Below are 21,583 nucleotides of genomic sequence, written 5' to 3'. Positions count from 1 at the left end.
AATTTGATTCTATTTTTTCTCTTGTTTTTTCTTTTTTTCCTCCAAATAAGTTTGTATGAATTGATTTATTCGGAAAGGAAATGTAAAAATACGAATTTGAAAAAGAACAAGCTGAATTAATTTTTTATGGAATAAATTACTAATCGTATAAACCAACAAATAAGAAATGACAGTTGCCCAAGCTGCACCTTTTATTCCATAGATAGGCAAAAAATACCAGTTCAGAATAATATTCATAATTGCTCCTAGAAGCGTTCTAAAAAAGACAATTTTTTCTAGTTTTTCGGCATAAATCCACTTTCCACTCACAGCACCAATAGATACAAAAAACCCTCCTATAATATGAATTGTCAGAATATCAGCAGAAGGAGCATATTCTTTTCCATAAGCCAGTAGAATTATCCAATCACTAAACAAAAAACAAAACAAAGCTACCAAAATAGCAAACCAACCCAAACCATCAAAAAGTTGTTGTAGGCGTATCTGATAGCGTTTTTCATCACTTGCTTTTGCGTGTAGAATAGCAGGAAAAACAGAAGCACAAACAGAAAGGGGAACAAAATACCACATTTCACTAAGCCGAACAGCAGCAGCATAATAGCCATTCAGCGCATCATCTTGAAGTATTTTTTCTATCATCAATTGGTCTATTCGCATATAAATACTCATTAGTCCATTACTGATAAGAAGGGGTAAAGCTGTCAGAATGAGCCGTTGAGCAACTGTTTTATCAAATTTCCATTTGAAAATATCTTTTGACTCTAGTTGATAACCGATAAGTAAACCAATGACTAAAATTATATTTTCGGCAGCCAAAGCGACAGCAAAATAAATTAAAGGAAGCTCAAGATAAATAAACAGTAATTTGAGCATTGCACCAGTAGAAAGCGAAATTAAAAAGGCTTTTACTTTTCTATCTGAAATTACTTTTGCTTGAAAATAATAAACTACAATATCAAAGGAATTGAAGAAATACCCAAAGGAAATAATTCCAATTATCCAGCGAGTTTCGATATCTTGCTCATAAAAAAAAATATAAGATAACATAGAAAGCAAAAATAACCCTCCACCAAAAAGGCGAAGGATTAGAGCAGTTCCTAATATTCTTTGTTGAAGTTTAAAATCCGTTATTAGTTCTCTAGTGATGACTTCTGTAATTCCTAAAAAAGCAAGGGTATTAAATAAAACAACTGCACTTTGAGCATAATTAAGCACTCCAAAACGTTCTGCCCCCAAATAACGAGCAACATACAGTCCTACAAAAAACCCAGAAATAATCTGAAGTATTTTTTCTATAATCAGCCAGTTGGTATTTTTGGCATATTTTAGAAAGTGTGTTTTATCAAAAATTTTAGGCATTTATTGAATTTAGAATTTTCCTTTACTTTGGTTTTAGTCTTTTATCACATGAATCCATAGCCTTACTTCACTATCTGAACAAGGGTCATAAGCAATTACAAAATACATTCCACTAGGCAAGTTATCAGCATTCCAATTATGCTGGTAGTTATCAGATTGATACACTTTTTCCTCCCAACGAGAATAAATAGACAACTTAGCATTATCAGTAGGAAACACAAACGTATCATTAAATCCATCAGCATTTGGAGTAATTATGTTTGTTACATCTTCTTCTGTGAGTGTTGGATTGATTGCTTTTACTTCTGTCGTATCTTCAAACTGACAACCAAACTCATCGACTACAATTATTTTGTAAACACCTTCTTGATTTGTCATAATTATTTTTTCAGTAGAAGTTTCTCCATTTGGAAATATCCATAAATATTCAGCAAAGTTTTCCACTAATGATAACTCAACTGACTGATTGATACATTTTAATTCAAAACTATCTTGAATTAACTCTTTTTCTACTTCTACAAACTGAACATTTAAAGAATCCATAAATCTACAACCATTTGCATTCTGAACTTCAATTATATAAATACCTTCTAAAGTTGTAGAGATGGATTCGTTTGTAGAAGTTGTTCCATTTGGCAATGTCCATAAATACGAAGTGTAGCCATTTGGTGCTGATAAAGTTGTCGTTCCTCCACACGGTAAAGAGGAAGAAGTAGGAAGTAAATCTAATCCTGTTGGTGTTGTATCATCTATAACAACATCAGTTTGGTCGGTAAAAGTACAACCACTTGCATTCTGAACTTGCAAACTATACGTTCCTGTTGCACTTGCTGTAATATCTTGAGTAGTTAAAGTTGTTCCATTTGGCAATGTCCATAAATACGAAGTGTAGCCATTTGGTGCTGATAAAGTTGTCGTTCCTCCACACGGTAAAGAGGAAGAAGTAGGAAGTAAATCTAATCCTGTTGGTGTTGTATCATCTATAACAACATCAGTTTGGTCGGTAAAAGTACAACCACTTGCATTCTGAACTTGCAAACTATACGTTCCTGTTGCACTTGCTGTAATATCTTGAGTAGTTAAAGTTGTTCCATTTGGCAATGTCCATAAATACGAAGTGTAGCCATTTGGTGCTGATAAAGTTGTCGTTCCTCCACACGGTAAAGAGGAAGAAGTAGGAAGTAAATCTAATCCTGTTGGTGTTGTATCATCTATAACAACATCAGTTTGGTCGGTAAAAGTACAACCACTTGCATTCTGAACTTGCAAACTATAGGTTCCTGCTGCACTTGCTGTAATATCTTGAGTAGTTAAAGTTGTTCCATTTGGCAATGTCCATAAATACGAAGTGTAGCCATTTGGTGCTGATAAAGTTGTCGTTCCTCCACACGGTAAAGAGGAAGAAGTAGGAAGTAAATCTAATCCTGTTGGTGTTGTATCATCTATAACAACATCAGTTTGGTCGGTAAAAGTACAACCACTTGCATTCTGAACTTGCAAACTATAGGTTCCTGCTGCACTTGCTGTAATATCTTGAGTAGTTAAAGTTGTTCCATTTGGCAATGTCCATAAATACGAAGTGTAGCCATTTGGTGCTGATAAAGTTATCGTTCCTCCACACAGTAAAGAGGAAGAAGTAGGAAGTAAATCTAATCCTGTTGGTGTTGTATCATCTATAACGACATCAGTTTGGTCGGTAAAAGTACAACCACTTGCATTCTGAACTTGCAAACTATACGTTCCTGTTGCACTTGCTGTAATATCTTGAGTAGTTAAAGTTGTTCCATTTGGCAATGTCCATAAATAGGAAGTGTAGCCATTTGGTGCTGATAAAGTTATCGTTCCTCCACACAGTAAAGAGGAAGAAGTAGGAAGTAAATCTAATCCTGTTGGTGTTGTATCATCTATAACGACATCAGTTTGGTCGGTAAAAGTACAACCACTTGCATTCTGAACTTGCAAACTATACGTTCCTAATTCACTTGCTGTAATATCTTGAGTAGTTAAAGTTGTTCCGTTCGGTAATGTCCATAAATAGGAAGTATAACCGTTTGGTGCTGATAAAGTGGTCGTTCCTCCACACAGTAAAGAGGAAGAAGTAGGAAGTAAATCTAATCCTGTTGGTGTTGTATCATCTATAACGACATCAGTTTGGTCGGTAAAAGTACAACCACTTGCATTCTGAACTTGCAAACTATACGTTCCTAATTCACTTGCTGTAATATCTTGAGTAGTTAAAGTTGTTCCGTTCGGTAATGTCCATAAATAGGAAGTATAACCGTTTGGTGCTGATAAAGTGGTTGTTCCTTCACACGGTAAAGAGGAAGAAGTAGGAAGTAAATCTAATCCTGTTGGTGTTGTATCATCTATAACGACATCAGTTTGGTCGGTAAAAGTACAACCACTTGCATTCTGAACTTGCAAACTATACGTTCCTGTTGCACTTGCTGTAATATCTTGAGTAGTTAAAGTTGTTCCGTTCGGTAATGTCCATAAATAGGAAGTATAACCGTTTGGTGCTGATAAAGTGGTTGTTCCTTCACACGGTAAAGAGGAAGAAGTAGGAAGTAAATCTAATCCTGTTGGTGTTGTATCATCTATAACGACATCAGTTTGGTCGGTAAAAGTACAACCACTTGCATTCTGAACTTGCAAACTATACGTTCCTGTTGCACTTGCTGTAATATCTTGAGTAGTTAAAGTTGTTCCATTTGGCAATGTCCATAAATACGAAGTGTAGCCATTTGGTGCTGATAAAGTGGTTGTTCCTTCACACGGTAAAGAGGAAGAAGTAGGAAGTAAATCAGGCGATGTAGGAATTGAAGAAGTTACAGTTGTTTGTGCAAAAAACTCACAATTACTTGTGTTTGTGGCTCTTAAAGAATGTACTCCTACTTGTGAGGTGGTAATCACTCGGTTTGTAGAAGTAGTTCCATCAGGAAAAGTCCATAAATATGAAGTATAGCCTGTTGAAGTAGAAAGAGTTGTACTAGGTGCAGAACATGAAATTGTTGTAGTTCCTGTAATAATTACCGAACCAGTACAACATGTAGAGTTTTTAGTTAAAGCAATAGAACCTGTGTTTAAAGCATTTCCATTTCCTAAAGTTATTGAGGTTGTATTAAATGTAATATTACTTATTGTTCCTGTAATATCTTCAACAGGGTCGGTAAAGTTAGTTTGATTACACTGCACATCTGTATCATCCTCTATTTTTACTGCATAAATATCATTTTGTCCTGCTCCAAAACTAGCTGTTCTTCCAATAATTACGATTCCATTTCCATCATTAGTAAGCACTACACTTCTAGCCTCTTCAAATCCTGTTCCTCCAAATGCTTTGCTCCAAAGATAATTCCCATTTATATCAGTACATAAAACTAACATATCCCTGTCTCCTCCTCCCACAGAAGAAGTGTAGCCTACAAAATAAAGTTTACTTCTATCTGCTGTAGCTGTTGCATAAAAAACTCTTTCGAATCCACTTCTGCCAAACTTTTTCCTTTGTGTAATCGTACCGTTTTGTTGTACTTTACAAAAAGCCATTTCTAAATCTGAAGCTGTGTTTCTATAACTTCCTGCTACTATGGTTTCGGTAGAAGAAATGGGCAAGATTACTCTAAACTCATCATTATCAGATGCTCCAAATCGTTTTCCCCAAACTTGATTTCCACTTCCATCTATACAAGTAATAGAGTTATCATATCTTCCACTAGGTGTTCCAGAACCATTACCTCCATATGCTGTTGGTATGATAAAGTTTCCATTCTGAATTTGTCTAATTCCTATGAAATATTGACTAATTTGATCATCATTAAATCCTCCCCTATGATAGCCTCTACACCAAATTATAGTACCTGTCGCAGAAATTCGCATAACCATGCCACTTCTATTATTTCTATTTGAATCAAATGCAAAATACCCTGTTATCATATATTCCCCATTTGATAATTCTAAAGCATGGGTAGGAGCTACATAATTGGAGTAGGTGTATGTTTTTTGCCATTGAATGTTTCCATTATTATCTGTTTTAATAAATAATACTCTATCAACAGAACTAAAACTAGCTGTAGTTGATGCAGATATTAGAAAACCATTATCACTTGTTTTGAGAAGATGCCATGATGTTTCGTCTGTATTTGAATCCCCATATGTACGTTGCCAAACTAATTCTCCATTTTCATCTATTTTTGAAAGGTATAAGTCTTTTCTACTTCCTGCTTGTATATCTCCTAAGATTACGTACCCATCTCCAACAGCTACTGATGCAATTCCCTCTTGATTTCCTGTTAATCCATACGTATTTTGAAAAGATTGAGAAAAAACATCAGAAAAGGGAAATAATAAACTATAAAAAAGTAAAGTAAAGAATAAAGCTTTCATATCTATTAGCATAGAAGTTTGGCAGAGTAAAAAATATAAATAATCCACAAAATTACTAAAACATTATCTAATTCTGACTATATTATACACCAAAAACTCATTTGCTTACATCTATCCAAAATTTCATTTTCTGCCCTGTACATGAAATAGTTAGGGTAGCATAGTATGTTCCACTTAAAAGCTTTTTTGCATTCCAATCATTTTGATAATCCTCTGATTTGAAAATCATTTTCCCCCATCTATCATAGATTACTAATGAAGCACTTGAGCCTTCTTGAAGAGGTAAAACTAAGTAATCATTTTTGCCATCGCCATTTGGAGTAATTATGTTGGGTAAACTTGTTTCATCTATTGATTCTTGTGCACAACATAAATTTTTACTATCAAATTGAATTTCATTTTGCATCATTAAACTGCCATTGCCAAAAGAAGAAATATATTCATTAAATGAAAAATCTTTTACCTCTAAATCTAATGGTGTGAGAGGGTTCTGGATTTCATTTATATTACAACTATTTTGAATTTTTTCTTCTTTATCATCAAAATTCATTCGGACTATATAAATATCTTCTCTACCAAAACCAAAACTCTTTGTTTTGCCTACTAAAATAAATCCACTCTTGTCATTAGTAGGAATAACACAATTCAAAATATCATCCTCTTTTCCTCCAAAAGTTTGGCTACTAATATAATTGCCTTTTGAATCAATGATTAAAGCCAATCCGTCTTTGTTTCCATTACCAAAAGAAGTGGTCATTCCGACTAAGACATGATATTTTTCTTTCTTAGTAGAAGCAATACTAAAAACACGTTCAACACCTTGTTTTCCAAAATAATTAATTTTTTCAAACTTTCCTCTCTGATTCAAAAATGAAAAACTCATATTATAATTGTTTGCCGAAGTACGATAATGCCCTGCTACGAGAAATTTATTTCCTTTTGAGGGAACAATAGCTTCAAAAGCATCATTATGTATATCTCCGAAATGTTTTGCCCAAACTTGCTTTCCATTTTCATCTATACATGTAATTGCGTTGTCATAAAGACCTCCAAGTGTATATTTTCGATTTCCTATTGGTGTGGTAATCAAATAATTTTCATTTTTTGTAGCTCTTGCTTGTAAAAAATATTCATTTCCACCCGTTCCAGAACCACTATCATACGACTTTGCCCAAATAATTTCTCCTTTTTCCGACAAACGCATCGCCATAGCATCTCTAGTATTTGTACTGATATCAAAAGCAAAATATCCAGTAATCAAAAATCCACCATTATCTAAAAGCAAAGCACTTGTCGGAACATTATAGGATTGATGAGTATATACCTTTTGCCAAATTATATTTCCTTTTTTATCTACTTTCAAAAACAAACTCTGTTGATTTGTAGGGTTGCCAGAGGCAGAGCTTTCAGTAGTGGCACAAATCAGTATATTATTATCTTTTGTTTTAATCATATCCCAAGCCACTTCATTTTTCTCATTCCCATATTTTTGAGTCCAAAGCAAATGACCATTTTCATCTATTTTCATTAAAAAAAGATTTGAGTTATTATCAAAACTTGTGGTTGTACCTAAGATAAGGTACCCATCTTCAATAGCCACAACTTTTTTTGCTTCTTCATTTCCTCTCACACCATAGACATACTCAAAAGTAGTTATTTGAGAAAATGATGAATTAGTAAAACTATAAAATAACATCAAACCAAAGACAGAGAATATCCTAAAACTCTTTAATCTATTATTTATCAAAAAATTAACTCCTCTCATATAAACTTTGTGTTTTTATTAAAAATGATAGTAGAAACTATTATCATAGCTCTCAAAAGCTTGTAATTTTTAATTCTTACTTTCTTTCCATTTCAGCTTGTCGCATAGGCATAGCATCAATAGTTCCGAATAGCTTTTCTAAGGTCAGAATTTTATTTTCTACTTTTAATTTTATACCTCCATCTTTTCCCACCAAAAAGACAGCAAATTTATTTTCTTCAAAGGAAAAATCAAATCGTTTTTTCAGTTCTTCAGTATCAGAAATAGTTTTATTACTAGGCATAATTCCTATTTCTTCAAAAACTTGAAATACAATCAAATCACGCTCTTCTAAACCTTCTTTGTTTTCCAAGAAAAGTTGCATTTGTTTTTGAAAGAGACTATTGTCTTTTGTATCTGAAAAAACAATTAAAATACGATTTTTCCATTGAAATTTATCAAGTAAATCAGTTTTTGTAGGCATAAATGTACAAGATAATAAAAGAAAGAATAAAATAAATATAGAGGAATAAATAGGTAGTTTCATAATTCTATAAACGTTCTTTTTCTATTCTTGTTATACAATAGAAAAGTATTGACATAAAAAAAGCCCTTACAAAACTGTAAAGGCTTTTTTCTATCTTTCAATTATGAAAATCTCAAAGTATCACAACTACTAAAAAGTAAAAGTTAATAATCTGTTAAGATTTTGCTCCTTCTCTTGGGCTCGAACCAAGGACCCTCTGATTAACAGTCAGATGCTCTAACCAGCTGAGCTAAGAAGGAATTTAAACTGGCTTTATTATTTTCAAATAATGTTTTGCAAATGTAAGCAAATTTTATAAAAAAAACAAAACTAATTAAGGTTATTTTGCAAATACTTTTTTTTTCCAAAAACAATCTTTTTCTTTCAAAAAGGGTTTGTTTTCCTTATTTGCTGATGCAAAGGTAAAACGTTTTTTTAAACTACACAATAGTTTGACTATTTTTTTTCTATTTTTTTTCTCAAAAAAACGGATTGAAACCTTCGAAAAGCTGTATTTATCTGATTAGCAATGATTTATTAAAAAAAAGTTTTTTTTTGCCTTGTAGCTATAAAACCTGCTTACTAGTAAATAAGTTCAAAGCTGTGATAAAATAAGCTCAAATTGTTTTTTCAGAACAGGAATTTCTTTACGAGCTGTTACCCAAACAAGTTCAAAATTAATCCCCAAATACTCATGAACTAATACTTTATGTAATCTTTCGATAGCCTCCCAATGCAATTGTGGATAATCGTCTTTCAAATCATCAGAAACCTTTTCTACAATCAATCCAATAATCTCCATTTGTTTTACAGTCGCAGTACGCATCATGGAATTATTAAGAAAATCTTCATGAGAAGCTCCTTTTACATAACTTTCGATTTCATACATAGCCTCCAAAACACTTTGTATTCGTGCTAAGTCTGTTTTGCTTTGACTCATGAGGGTTTTGGGATTGGGTTAATTATTTATTGAGGAATAAGTGTTTTAAACTAGAACAAAGAAAAGCTGGTTCTATTGATTTTGTTATAAAGAATGCTTTTTCTTTGAAAAAAACTTTATAGTTTCACTTAAACAAAGATTCTTAATTTGCCTTTCAATATTACAAAACTTCTGAGAGAATCACGCATTGAAACTCTTTTTTTTATGCTCTTAACATCAAAAATAGTAATTTCATCTAAAGAATCTAAGTAAAAGCAATTTTAATTTTGTATTAAATTCGTTTATTTTTCAAACTATATCAGTTCATTTCTTCTAGCAACCTAAATTTACTTCAAATGTATTCTGCATCTTATAAAAAACACCGTTTAAAATTTCGCTTTTTGGCTGGGACATCTCGTGGCACAATGACAGAAAGAGATACTTATTTTATCTATTTATCAAAAAAAGATAACGACAGAGTTATTGGAACAGGAGAAATCTCCCCTCTTTCTGGATTAAGTATAGATTTTTTACCACACCTTGAAAATATAATTACAGATGTCTGTAAACGAATAGAAAATATAACTACAAATACTATAAATTCAGTTGATGATATTTTTGATATAATACCAGCTTCTCTTCCTGCTGTTCGCTTTGGTTTTGAAACTGCTTTTTTAGATTTACAAAATGGAGGAAAACGTATTATTTATAAAAACGATTTTTCATTGAATCAAAAAGCTATTCCTATTAATGGTTTGGTTTGGATGGGAGATTTTGAGTTTATGAAAAATCAGTTAGAAGAAAAATTAGAACAAGGGTTTTCGTGTATAAAACTAAAAATCGGAGCAATAGATTTTGAAAAAGAGTGTAAACTTTTAGAATCGATTAGAAAACGTTTTGATGAGAATAAAATAACAATTCGTGTAGATGCAAATGGAGCTTTCGCTGCAGATAAGGCATTAGACAAACTGAAAATTTTATCAAATTATGAGATTCATTCCATAGAACAGCCTATTGCAGCAAATCAATGGTATGAAATGAAAAAACTTTGTGAAACAACACCTTTACCGATTGCTCTTGATGAAGAACTGATTCCTTTGATAAACTTAGAAGACAAAAAACAAATGTTAGATTATATAAACCCTCAATTTATGATTTTCAAGCCTACTTTATTAGGAGGATTACAAAAAACGGCTGAATGGATAGAGCTCTGTAAGAAAAGAAATATAGATTGGTGGATTACATCAGCGTTAGAATCAAATATTGGGCTTAATGCCATTTCGCAGTTTGTAGCTGGTTATAACCCTACACTTCCACAAGGATTAGGAACAGGAAAACTATATCATAATAATATAGAGTCTTCTTTGGAAATTGAGAATGGAGAGATTTTTAGTAGAAGATAAAAACACTTTTTACAATTTCTTCAAACAAATCTCTTATACATTGATTTGTAAGGCATAAAATAACTTTGATAGCAACATGATTTCACTTCAATGATAGAGAGTTGGAGAGTTATTCTACTGAAAAATAACGTTTTATAGAAATATCTTTACTTTTATCGAATATAATTGAAATTATATGTGTAAAGTCTTGATATATTTTTTAATTTTGCCTTTAATTGTTTTATAGGTCTTTCCAAACGCATTTGTTTGAGTTTTGATAAAGATTTATAAAAGTCAAAAATAGATGAATCATTAGGTATTAGCCAAGCACAATGAACATAAAAACTCGTAAAGGATTCGACATCAATCTTGCAGGTAAAGCTGCTTTACAAGTAGGAAATGCCGAACAGTCCGAAACATTTGCCATAAAGCCTACCGATTTTGTAGGTATGCACCGTCCAAAAGTAGTCGTAAAAGAGGGCGATGTAGTAAAAGCTGGAACGCCTCTTTTCTTTGACAAAAAATTAGAAAAGGCACTTTATACTTCTCCTGTTAGTGGCGAAGTAGTTGAGGTAAAGCGTGGAGATAAACGAAAACTACTAGAAATAAAGATTTTAGCAGATAAGCAAATCGAATACGAAAACTTTACGAAGTATAGTATATCTGATATGGCAAATCTAAAAGGAGAAGATGTAAAGGAATCACTTTTGAAAAGTGGTACTTGGATAAACATTATTCAACGCCCTTATGGTGTTGTTGCTAACCCTGAAGATGCTCCTCGTGCAATTTTTATATCAGCTTTTGATTCAAACCCTTTAGCTCCTGATTATGACTTTCTTTTCAAAAACGATGGTCAGTATTTTCAAGCAGGAATTGATGCGTTGAAGAAAATGGTTGATGTTCCGATTCATCTTACTACTGATGGAAAGGCTGAAGTTTCAGCTATTTTCCAAAATGTACGTAATGTAGAGCAACATACTATTTCAGGACCTCATCCAGCAGGAAATGTAGGTGTGCAGATTCATCATATTGAGCCTATTAATAGAGGCGAAGTAGTTTGGACAATCCATCCTTATGGAGTAATTCAGATAGGAAAACTGTTTTTAGAAGGTCGTTATGATGCTTCTAAGAAAATTGCAATTGTGGGTTCGGAAGTAACTACTCCACAATATTATGAAACGTATATTGGTGCTAGTGTAAGCAAATTCTTAAAGAATAACCTAAAACAAGACCATGTACGAGTAATTTCTGGAAATATTTTGACAGGAACAGCTATTGAAAAAGATAGTTATGTTGGCTTTTATGATAATCTAGTTACTGTTTTACCAGAAGGTGATAAACCTCGCTTTTTCTTGAGTGACGGTTGGCTTGCTCCTACTTCTCGTTTGAGTTTCCATCGTGCTTTGGGTCTTTTGTCTTTTCTTAATCCCAAAAAAGAACGTGTCATTGACACAAGTTTGAATGGGGAAGAAAGAGCTTTTGTAGAAACAGGTGTAATGGAGCAAGTAGTTCCAATGGATATTCTTCCTTTACAGCTCGTAAAATCTATTATGGCAGAAGATTATGATGGAATGGAAAGTCTAGGTATTTATGAAGTCATCGAAGAAGATGTTGCACTTTGTGAATTTGTAGATGTTTCGAAACATCGTATTCAAAATATAGTTCGTCAGGGAATTGAGCTCTTACGTGAAGGCTAGAAATAGTAACGCTTTAATCGCTCAAATATATAGAGTTTGAAGTAGTATTTTCAATAGTAAAATAACTTTCAGACCAATTAAAAATAAAATCAATTTGGTTAATTTATATCTTATAAATCCGTAAGTATGAAGTTCTTACATGATATTTTAGAAAAGCAAAAGCCAATGTTTGAAAAAGGAGGAAAACTAGAAAAGTTTTACTACCTTTTTGAAGCAGGTGAGTCGTTTGCTTTTACCCCCTCTACTACAACTCCTGCCAAGGGCGCACACATTCGTGATGCTATTGACTTGAAACGTATGATGATGACAGTAGTTATCGCTATGGTTCCTGCTCTTTTATTTGGTATTTGGAATGTGGGTTATCAACATTTCTTAGCAACAGGAAATCCTGATGCTGCTCTTTTAGATATAATTATAGTAGGTACTATTCAAGTATTGCCTATCGTAATTGTTTCTTACACGGCTGGTGGTATTGTCGAAGTTATTTTTGCTATTATCAGAAAGCACCCTATTAATGAAGGCTTTTTAGTTACAGGAATGCTTATTCCTCTGACTATGCCACCAGATATTCCACTTTGGCAAGTTGCTTTGGCGACTATTTTTGCAGTAATTATTGCAAAAGAAGCCTTTGGAGGAACAGGAATGAATATTCTTAATGTAGCCCTTACAGCTCGTGCTTTTCTTTATTTTGCTTATCCAACTAATATTTCTGGTACAGTTTGGACGTATCTAGGAGATAAAGCTGCTGTTGATGGTTATACTGGTGCAACAGCTTTATCTATTGCAGCAGAAGCAAAAGCAGGAACAGTAACTGCAGCCTTAGATGGTGCAACTACTTCTTGGGCAGGTGCAGAAAGCTTATTTAGTTTTAATAATATGCTTATCGGTGCTATCCCAGGTTCTATTGGAGAAACATCTGCTGTTATGGCTCTTTTAGGAGCAATTATTTTAGTTGTTGCTGGTGTAGCAAGTTGGAAAATTATGGTAAGTGGTGTAGTAGGAGCTTTAGTAATGGGGCTTATCTTTCACCTTGCAGGTTCTACTCCTTTTATGCAAATGATGCCTCATTATCACTTGATTATGGGTGGTTTTGCTTTCGGAATTGTCTTTATGGCAACAGACCCAGTATCAGCTGCACAAACTGAAACAGGAAAATGGATATATGGATTTTTTATAGGACTTCTTACAGTTCTTATCCGTGTATTTAATCCTGCTTATCCAGAGGGAATTATGCTTGCGATACTTCTTATGAATGTATTTGCCCCTCTGATAGATTTTTATGTAATTAATGCTAATAAAAACCGTAGATTAAAAAGAATCCATGTCTAAAGAATCAAACGCATATATACTAACATTTTCGATAGCAATGATACTTGTCATTGCTGTCGTATTGGGTCTTGTAAAAGAGTTTACAAAAGAAGCTCAAAAACAAGCCGTAGAATTAGACACTCAAAAGCAAATTTTGAGTGCTATTGTACCACTTTCCGAAGTAGGAGAAACAGGCGAAGAAGTAAATGCTTATTATGCCAAACACATCGAATCGATTGCAGTAGATGTAAATGGAGATGAGAAAAAAATGAAAGGCAATGAGCCAATCATTCCTGAGAAAGTAAGCATTCGTAAAGAATTTAAAAAGAAGGAGAAGAGTGAAAAAATACTTCCTGTTTTTAAATTTAAAGACGATGCTGGTAAAGTAACAGCCTATATTCTTCCTGTTTATGGAAATGGTCTTTGGGATAATATTTGGGGTTATATAGCTTTAGAACCTGATATGAAAACTGTGAAAGGTGCAGTCTTTGATCATCAAGGAGAAACTCCTGGACTGGGCGCACGTATAGCTGATACAGAGGTTGAAAATCGTTATAAAGGAAAAGCTATTTATAATGCTAAAGGAGAACTCGCTTCTATCGAAATGATAAAAGGAGAGGGAAATGTAGAACCAGGTGCGCTTACAGAACACGAAGTAGATGGTCTTTCTGGAGCAACTATTACAGCTCGTGGTGTAAACGATATGTTAGATAAGTATTTTGCTTTGTATGAAAACTATATTCAAAAAGTAAAAAAATCTTCTGCTAACAATACAACTACTCTTGAAAATGTAGCTTTAGCTAAGTAAGTTAGACAGATACATTAAAAAAAACAGAAATTAGCTTTAAAATCAAATACTAAAATATTTATTGAATCTTTCAATAAATTAAAATACACAACTCTATGGCAACAGAAACAGCTACATCTATGGAAGCGACCGTAGTTAAGAAAAAATCGGAAGATTTATTCTCAAAACGTCGTCGTCGTTTGGTAGCAGACCCATTAGATGACTCTAACCCGATTACAGTACAAGTTTTGGGAATTTGCTCGGCACTTGCCGTTACTGCCAAAATTGCTCCTACACTTGTTATGGCAATAGCCGTAATGGTCGTAATTATTGGGGCAAACGTAATTGTATCGCTTTTACGTAATGTAATTCCAGGACGTATTCGTATCATTGTTCAACTTGGTATTGTAGCGATGCTTGTAATTTTGGTAGATCAAGTTTTGAGAGCTTACTTTTATGACCTTGCCAAAATTGTGGGGGTTTATGTGGGTCTTATTATTACCAACTGTATCATCATGGGACGTTTAGAAGCCTTTGCAATGGGTAATAAGCCTTACGATTCTTTACTTGATGGTTTTGGTAGTGGTATTGGTTATGCTTGGGTAATATTAGTAGTGGCTTTCTTTAGAGAGTTATTTGGCTCTGGAACGCTCTTAGATATTCCGATTATAGTTCCTATAACTGATTTTATCAATGGAATATTAGGTACAAGTTTAAGTTTGCCTAATAACGGACTTATGACAAACCCAGTTGGTGCGTTTATCGTCATTGGTGTCATTATTTGGATACAACGTTATTTCAATGGTTATGTAGAAGACCATTAATTTATTCTTTTAAATTTTAATCAAAATACAACTACATAACTTCATTTAAAAAAATGGATTACATAAATATATTTATTCGTTCGGTTTTTATCGAAAACATGGTCTTTGCTTACTTTCTAGGAATGTGTTCTTATTTGGCAGTTTCTAAGAAAGTATCAACAGCTATGGGACTTGGACTTGCTGTAATTTTTGTTTTGGCTGTTACTTGTCCTGTCAATTATTTGATTCAATCTAAACTTCTTGCAGAAGGTGCTTTAGCTCCACTTTTGGGAGATGAGTTTGCAAAAGTAGATTTGACTTTCTTACAATTCATTACCTTTATTGCAGTAATTGCTTCTATCGTACAGCTTGTAGAAATGATTATTGAGCGTTTTTCTCCTGCTTTGTATGGTGCTTTGGGAATTTTCCTTCCACTTATTGCCGTAAACTGTGCTATTTTGGGTGGTTCACTCTTTATGGTTCAGAAAGAATATGACCTTGGGCAGTCTGTTGTTTATGGTATCGGTTCTGGTGTAGGTTGGTGGATTGCTATTATTGCTCTTGCTGCCATTCGTGAGAAAATGAGATACTCAAATGTTCCTGCACCTTTGCGTGGTCTTGGTATTACATTTATTATTACAGGACTTATGGGACTTGCTTTTATGTCTTTTATGGGGATTACACTGTAAAGATATTTCAGAAAAATAAAAGGAAATTAGATTGTGATAAACAATTTAATATGCTATTTTTATAAAATACTTAAAACTACTTTCTTTTGATAAAAGAAAGTAGTTTTTTTGTTTAAGAATTACTGTAGCTGACACTAGAGTGTCAGAGTATATCAGTTACTAAATGATAGTTTATATGATAAGATGGAAAATGCGTTTTTTACGTTTTCGTGTATGGTTAGAAAACCAATGGGAAAGTCGCTCTCAAAAAGAAAGATATACAGTCGGAGTTACTAGTCTTTTGGGTGTTTTACTTGTTTTTGCAGTTGCTTTTTTTGTTTGGGATAACAATAGAGAAGCCTCCGTTTGGGAACTTGTACCTAATGATGCTATTTTGGTTTTGGAAACGACAGAAGCACAGCGAATGAGAGAAAAAATTGATTCGCTTCCTTTTTGGCAACCCTTCAAAAACTTACCTTACTTACAGGCTTATCATTCTCGTAAAACCGTATTGGATTCGGTGGGTAGAGATTCTTTAAATATTATGAATTATTTGAAAGGGCGAAAAATATACGTTTCGTTGCACCAAACTTCTCGTACAAGTGCTGATATTATGTTCTTTGTTCCGATGTCTTTACAGTCAAGAATTATAAATAGTCTTACCAAAAAATTAAAAAAAGATATTCCTTTTACACATTCCGAACGCTTATACAACGACATTACGGTTCATGAATTAAAATATGAATATGAAAAAACAGATGAGAATGGAAATGTAGAAGCACGAAAAAACTCAAACAGACAAAATCAGACTGAAAGTGTAATTTTCACATACGTTATTTATAAAAACTTTTTTATAGGAAGTTATACGCCTTTTTTGGTAGAAGATGCTGTACGTAAAATAGCAATGAATGAAGAAACTCCATTTTTTAAAGAAAATCAAGACCTTCTAAAACTCACAAAAATAGAAGATGATGATGCAAACCTTTACCTTTCGGCTTCACAGATTCCAAAACTATTTTCTCTCTTTACAGAAGAAGAAAATACAGCTTTGCTTTCCAGCTTCGAAAACTGGGCAAAATCAGCAATGCTTGATGTTTCATTGAAAGAACATTTACTTTTGTTAAATGGCTATCTTCTTACACAAGAAGAGGGAGCAAACCGAGATTATTTATCTATTTTGGAAGGACAAAAAGCAATTGATTTTATCGACTTACAACAGTTCGTACCACAAGAAACAGCTCTTTTATATAGAATTGGACTTTCTGAGCCTCAAAAATACTTTAGTGATTTAGATAATTATAGAAAAGAATATCTACCAAAACAGATAGAACAAAGAGAATCACTCATAGATTATTATAGCTTTTCGCCTACTCGTTTTCTGAATACTATTGGAAATGAAATTGCTGTTGCTGTTTTGGAAATGCCAGAAAATAGAAAGAAGCCAGAAAAACTGGCATTCTTAAAAATAAAAACTGAAGATGGACAAACTGAAAAGTACGAACAAAAAGCGATTGCATTATTAAATCAACTTGCCGAAAATTCACGCATAGAAGTAAAAAATGAAGATAAATCAGAGACCAAACCTCTGAGAGAGATTTACGAAGAATTACCAATTACACGCATCGAAGTGGCTGATTTTCCTCTAAAAATGTTTGGAGAAGGTTTTAGTGGGTTTTCACAGTCATATTATACCGTTTTGGAAAGTAAGTATATTGTAATTGGAAGTAGTTTTCAAGCTATTCAAACGTTGATTGATGATTATAAAAATGAACGTGTTTGGGGAAAATTAGTAAGACAAAGAAAGTTTTTTGAGCAAATAGGAACTCGCTCAACAGTTAGTGTAATCGTAGATTTGCCTCGCTCTTGGAATTGGCTGATGGCAAATGTCTCGCCTGAATGGCAAACGACTCTTGAAGCTTATAAATACAATCTTTTAAAGGTAGAATTTTTGGCGTGGCAAGCAGAAGGAGAGGAAAAACGTTTTGCAAGTTCACTTATTTTCCAACAACAAAAAACGGCTGAATTAGTAGCACAAAGCAAAAAAGAAGAAGCCAAAACTGTTTTTAAAAGCAAGTTAGAAAGCCCTCCTTATTTAGTAAGAAATCATTTGGATAGAAGCTGGGAAGTTTTGGTTCAAGATGAGAAAGATATGTTGTACTTGATTTCTAAAGACGGAAAAATCCTTTGGAATTATTATCTAAACGGTACAATGCGACCACAAGTATATCAAATTGATGCTTATAAAAATGGAAAATTACAGTATTTGATTGCCACACCTACAAAGGTTTATTTGATTGACCGTTTGGGCAGAGCCGTTTCTGACTTTCCGATTTGGTTTCCAGAAAGCACTTTTATTACGCATCTTTCTGTCATTGATTATGACAACTCTAAAAATTATAGAATTGGAGTAGCAACAAGCCAAGGTAATGTTTATTTGTATGATAAAACAGGAAAAAGTCTCCCTGGTTGGCAACCTCGTAAAGTTGGAATGGCTCTCTCTGCACCTTTAGAACACGTAAGAGCAGGAAGTAGAGATGCAATGATTGCCATTGAGCAAAATGGAATTGTCAATTTATTAAAACGAAACTCTCAAAGTTATTCTAATTTTCCTCTTAATTTCAATTCAGATATTACAAATGATTTTCATGTTGATTATGGAAATACACTTTCCTCAACAGAAATAAGTATGCTTACCGAAGCAGGAGAACTAATTCGTTTTAATTTAGAAGGAAAAATAATAGATAGAAAGTTTTTTGAAAAAGGAGAGCAAGGTGCAATTTTTACACTTGCAGCTGACAAACAGCGTGAGCAAAACTTTATTATTGCAAGACAGGACAGCAAAAAACTAACGCTTTACTCTTCGGAAGAAGAACTTTTATTTTCAAAAACTTATGATAATGAAGGCACAAAACTCATTCAATATTTTAATTTTGGAGCAAGTATAGAAGTCATTGCTGTTACGGATATGCACACCCAAAAAACCTATCTTTATTATACCAACGGAACAATGTTAGGAGGCAAACCAATAAAAAGTAATACTACTGTTGCACTTTTTTACTCAGAGCAAACAAGTCTTTTTACGCTTTACAGGACGCTTAATAAAGAATGTCAGAAATTGGTGTTTGGTAGGTAGATAAAAATCAAGTAAAAGATTATAAAAAACTAACCTTTCTAAAAAGAAAAAAGCCATTATAAAACTATTTGACTAGAATTATAATGGCTTTATTTTTCTTACATCAATTATTAATTTCTACTATAATTCGGAGCTTCACGAGTTATCATTACATCGTGTGGATGACTTTCTCTCATTCCTGCATTTGTAATTTTGACAAACTGTGCTTTTTGCAAGTCTTCAATTGAAGCTGCACCACAATAGCCCATTCCTGCTTTTAGTCCTCCAACAAGTTGATAAATTACTTCGGCAGCTTTTCCTTTGTAGGCGACTCTTCCAGTAATTCCTTCTGGCACAAGTTTTTTAATATCATCTTCTGTATCTTGGAAATAACGGTCTTTTGAGCCTTCTTCCATTGCCTCAATTGAACCCATTCCACGATAATATTTGAACTTTCTTCCTTCATAAATTATCATTTCCCCTGGAGCTTCGTCTGTTCCTGCCAAAAGCGAACCTATCATAATACAAGATGCACCTGCTGCAATTGCTTTGACTAAATCTCCCGAAAAACGAACACCTCCATCTGCAATAACTGGAACTCCTGTTCCTTTTACAGCTTGTGCAGCTTCAAAAACGGCTGACAGTTGTGGCATTCCTACACCTGCAATAATTCTCGTCGTACAAATACTTCCAGGCCCTACACCAACTTTTACGGCATCTGCACCTGCATCAGCTAGAGCTTTTGCTGCTACACCAGTAGCTACATTTCCTACAATAACTTGAAGCTTTGGATAAGTAGATTTTACTTTCTTTAGCATATCAATAACACCTTTTGAGTGTCCGTGAGCTGTATCAATCGTAATTACATCAACCTCAGACTTTACAAGTGCAGCCACTCTTTCTAGTGTATCACCAGTAACTCCAACAGCAGCACCAACACGCAAACGACCACGCTCATCTTTACAGGCATTCGGACGGTCACTGTTTTTGAGAATATCCTTGTAAGTAATCAGACCTACAAGATTATTTTCATCATCAATGATTAATAACTTTTCTATCTTATTGGCATCTAAAATAGATTCTGCTTGTGCTAAATCAACGCCTTCCTTTGCTGTAATGAGATTTTCAGAAGTCATGATATCCGAAACAGGAAGAGAAAGGTCTTTTTGAAAGCGCAAATCTCTATTTGTAAGGATTCCAACTAATTTTTTATTTTCATCAACAACAGGAATACCTCCAATTTTGAACTCTTTCATCAATCGGTTTGCATCTGCAAGTGTTTGAGTAGGAAAAACAGTTACTGGGTCGGTTATCATTCCACTTTCAGAGCGTTTTACTTTTCTTACCTGTTCGGCTTGGCGTGTAATACTCATATTTTTATGAATAAAAGCAATTCCACCTTCTTGAGCAATAGCAATCGCCATTTCAGCTTCACTAACCGTATCCATTGCAGCCGAAACAATCGGAACATTCAATGTGATTTTCTTAGTGAGCTTAGTTTTGGTTTGCGTATTTCTAGGAAGTGTTTCAGAATAAGCAGGAACGAGCAATACATCGTCGTAAGTGAGAGCTTCCATCAAGAATTTGGAAGCAAAAGCATCAGAAATATTCTGGCTTTGTAGGTTTGGGTGGCTAGTTGTAGCTGCACCATTTTGGGTTGTGGAATTTTCAGACATGTGCAAATAATGTAATGTTTCTATTTGCCATACAAAATTAAGGAATTATTTGGATTTACAAGTATTTGAATGAAATATTCTTTTTTTGTTAAAGATAGTAATGCTAAAAATTCATTAGTCAAAAGCAGCTAAAAGAGTAAAAGAATAAATAGAAACTACATTTTTTCTAACAAACAAATTACTTTTTAGTATTTTTGTAAAACGCTAATCAATCAAATAATTGAAATTTAATTAATCACTCAAAGAATTGCAATTTCCTTCTATCAACCGTCCTTTTTCCAAAAAACGTATTGGCTCTTATCCATATATGGGAGTGCTAGTCAATATTACGTTGGCACTTTTTATTACTGGACTTTTGGGTTTGATTCTGATTTATACCTATCAGTTTTCTATCAGAACAAAACAAAATGTAGAAGTAGAAGTGTATTTGCGTAGAGATGTCAATGAAAATCAGCGTTTGAGTATTCAGAAAAAGCTCACTCAACTAGATTTTGTCTTGAAAAATGAACAAGGAAAACCTCGTATTCGTTTTATGGCAAGTGAAGAAGCAGCCAAAATGATGCGACAAGAAGCAGGTGTAGAATTTGAAGAATTTTTGGTAGGAGAAAACCGTTTGCCTGATGCTTATTATATCAATGTAGAAGAATCTTATTATCAAAAAGATAAAATGGCTTTATTAAAGGCTCAAATTGAAAGTATAGAAGGCGTTTATGAAGTAGACTTTAAGGATAAATATATTGAGGAAATCACTAAAAATCTTCAAACGATTAGTTATATTTTCTTTGCTTTTGCTGTCATCTTTTTTATTGCTGCCATTATTCTAATCGATAGTGGTGTTCGTCTTGCTCTTTTTTCACAGCGTTTTCTGATTCGCAGTATGCAACTTGTCGGGGCAACTCCATTCTTTATCAAAAAACCATTTCTTCGTCGTGCGCTTATTCACGGAATTATTGGTGGGCTTATCGCTTATGTTTTGGTACTTGTTCTTGCGAAAGGTTTTGCAATTTGGATTCCAGAACTCAATGCTTTTGATTATATGGGTTCTATTCTTGGTCTTGGTTTTATTATTTTAGTTTTGGGTGTGAGTATCAATACAATTAGTGCTTATATTGCTGTGAGCAAATATTTATATATGCGATTAGATGATTTGTACTAATTATATCCAGTAAAAGGTAAGCCTTTTAAACCTACAAAAAGGCATTTGCAACTAGAATCATTT

Annotated in this window: 14 protein-coding genes and 1 tRNA gene; 8 read left to right on the top strand and 7 right to left on the bottom strand. The window is 33.5% G+C overall.

All coding sequences use genetic code 11. From position 1 onward, the window contains the following. Positions 1–9: 9 nt before the first annotated feature. The 6 genes from WAF17_RS15175 to WAF17_RS15150 all read right to left on the bottom strand — a co-directional run bounded on the left by WAF17_RS15175 (position 10) and on the right by WAF17_RS15150 (position 8,952). The gene (locus tag WAF17_RS15175) at positions 10–1,359 is read right to left on the bottom strand and encodes a flippase (RefSeq protein ID WP_338761272.1); all 1,350 of its coding nucleotides are present in this window, start codon (positions 1,357–1,359) and stop codon (positions 10–12) included. A gap of 33 nt (positions 1,360–1,392) precedes the next feature. Next, positions 1,393–5,742, bottom strand: a complete 4,350-nt coding sequence (locus WAF17_RS15170; protein ID WP_338761270.1) for a gliding motility-associated C-terminal domain-containing protein — start codon at positions 5,740–5,742, stop codon at positions 1,393–1,395. Between the two features lie 97 nt (positions 5,743–5,839). After that, positions 5,840–7,507 (bottom strand): gliding motility-associated C-terminal domain-containing protein, encoded by a 1,668-nt coding sequence (locus tag WAF17_RS15165; RefSeq protein WP_338761268.1) that lies wholly within the window; start codon positions 7,505–7,507, stop codon positions 5,840–5,842. A gap of 76 nt (positions 7,508–7,583) precedes the next feature. Beyond that, positions 7,584–8,033, bottom strand: a complete 450-nt coding sequence (locus WAF17_RS15160) for a DUF4174 domain-containing protein (protein ID WP_338761266.1) — start codon at positions 8,031–8,033, stop codon at positions 7,584–7,586. 165 nt (positions 8,034–8,198) lie between these two features. Beyond that, positions 8,199–8,272, bottom strand: a tRNA-Asn gene (locus WAF17_RS15155). Positions 8,273–8,607: 335 nt separating this feature from the next. Next, entirely contained in the window at positions 8,608–8,952 is a 345-nt protein-coding gene (locus WAF17_RS15150) for a HepT-like ribonuclease domain-containing protein (protein WP_338761264.1), read from the bottom strand. 335 nt (positions 8,953–9,287) lie between these two features. On the opposite strand from WAF17_RS15150, the gene menC reads away from it, so the two are divergent. The 7 genes from menC to WAF17_RS15115 all read left to right on the top strand — a co-directional run bounded on the left by menC (position 9,288) and on the right by WAF17_RS15115 (position 18,709). Then, complete coding sequence (gene menC, locus WAF17_RS15145; RefSeq protein WP_338761261.1) at positions 9,288–10,334, top strand: o-succinylbenzoate synthase; 1,047 nt, start codon at positions 9,288–9,290, stop codon at positions 10,332–10,334. A gap of 311 nt (positions 10,335–10,645) precedes the next feature. Next, positions 10,646–12,010, top strand: coding sequence for a Na(+)-translocating NADH-quinone reductase subunit A (locus WAF17_RS15140; RefSeq protein ID WP_338761258.1), 1,365 nt, complete (start codon positions 10,646–10,648; stop codon positions 12,008–12,010). 126 nt (positions 12,011–12,136) lie between these two features. After that, positions 12,137–13,339, top strand: coding sequence for an NADH:ubiquinone reductase (Na(+)-transporting) subunit B (locus WAF17_RS15135; RefSeq protein ID WP_338761255.1), 1,203 nt, complete (start codon positions 12,137–12,139; stop codon positions 13,337–13,339). Continuing rightward, positions 13,332–14,126 (top strand): NADH:ubiquinone reductase (Na(+)-transporting) subunit C, encoded by a 795-nt coding sequence (gene nqrC, locus WAF17_RS15130; RefSeq protein ID WP_338761253.1) that lies wholly within the window; start codon positions 13,332–13,334, stop codon positions 14,124–14,126. Before WAF17_RS15135 ends, nqrC begins: the two co-directional genes overlap by 8 nt. A 95-nt stretch (positions 14,127–14,221) precedes the next feature. Further along, complete coding sequence (locus WAF17_RS15125) at positions 14,222–14,929, top strand: NADH:ubiquinone reductase (Na(+)-transporting) subunit D (protein ID WP_338761251.1); 708 nt, start codon at positions 14,222–14,224, stop codon at positions 14,927–14,929. A 53-nt stretch (positions 14,930–14,982) separates the two neighbouring features. Beyond that, positions 14,983–15,597, top strand: a complete 615-nt coding sequence (nqrE, locus tag WAF17_RS15120; RefSeq protein ID WP_338761249.1) for an NADH:ubiquinone reductase (Na(+)-transporting) subunit E — start codon at positions 14,983–14,985, stop codon at positions 15,595–15,597. Between the two features lie 175 nt (positions 15,598–15,772). Then, entirely contained in the window at positions 15,773–18,709 is a 2,937-nt protein-coding gene (locus WAF17_RS15115) for a hypothetical protein (protein ID WP_338761247.1), read from the top strand. A gap of 110 nt (positions 18,710–18,819) precedes the next feature. Here WAF17_RS15115 and guaB read toward each other — a convergent pair whose 3' ends face one another. Then, positions 18,820–20,265, bottom strand: coding sequence for an IMP dehydrogenase (guaB, locus tag WAF17_RS15110; protein ID WP_338770206.1), 1,446 nt, complete (start codon positions 20,263–20,265; stop codon positions 18,820–18,822). Positions 20,266–20,611: 346 nt separating this feature from the next. Between guaB and WAF17_RS15105 the strand changes: the two genes are divergently transcribed. Continuing rightward, positions 20,612–21,520 carry a permease-like cell division protein FtsX gene (locus tag WAF17_RS15105; protein ID WP_338761244.1) on the top strand — a complete coding sequence of 303 codons (909 nt, stop codon included), beginning with the start codon at positions 20,612–20,614 and terminating at the stop codon, positions 21,518–21,520. Positions 21,521–21,583: the final 63 nt, after the last annotated feature.

The sequence above is a fragment of the Bernardetia sp. ABR2-2B genome (assembly GCF_037126435.1).
GTDB lineage: Bacteria > Bacteroidota > Bacteroidia > Cytophagales > Bernardetiaceae > Bernardetia.
This window is presented reverse-complemented; position numbering and strand designations above follow the sequence as displayed.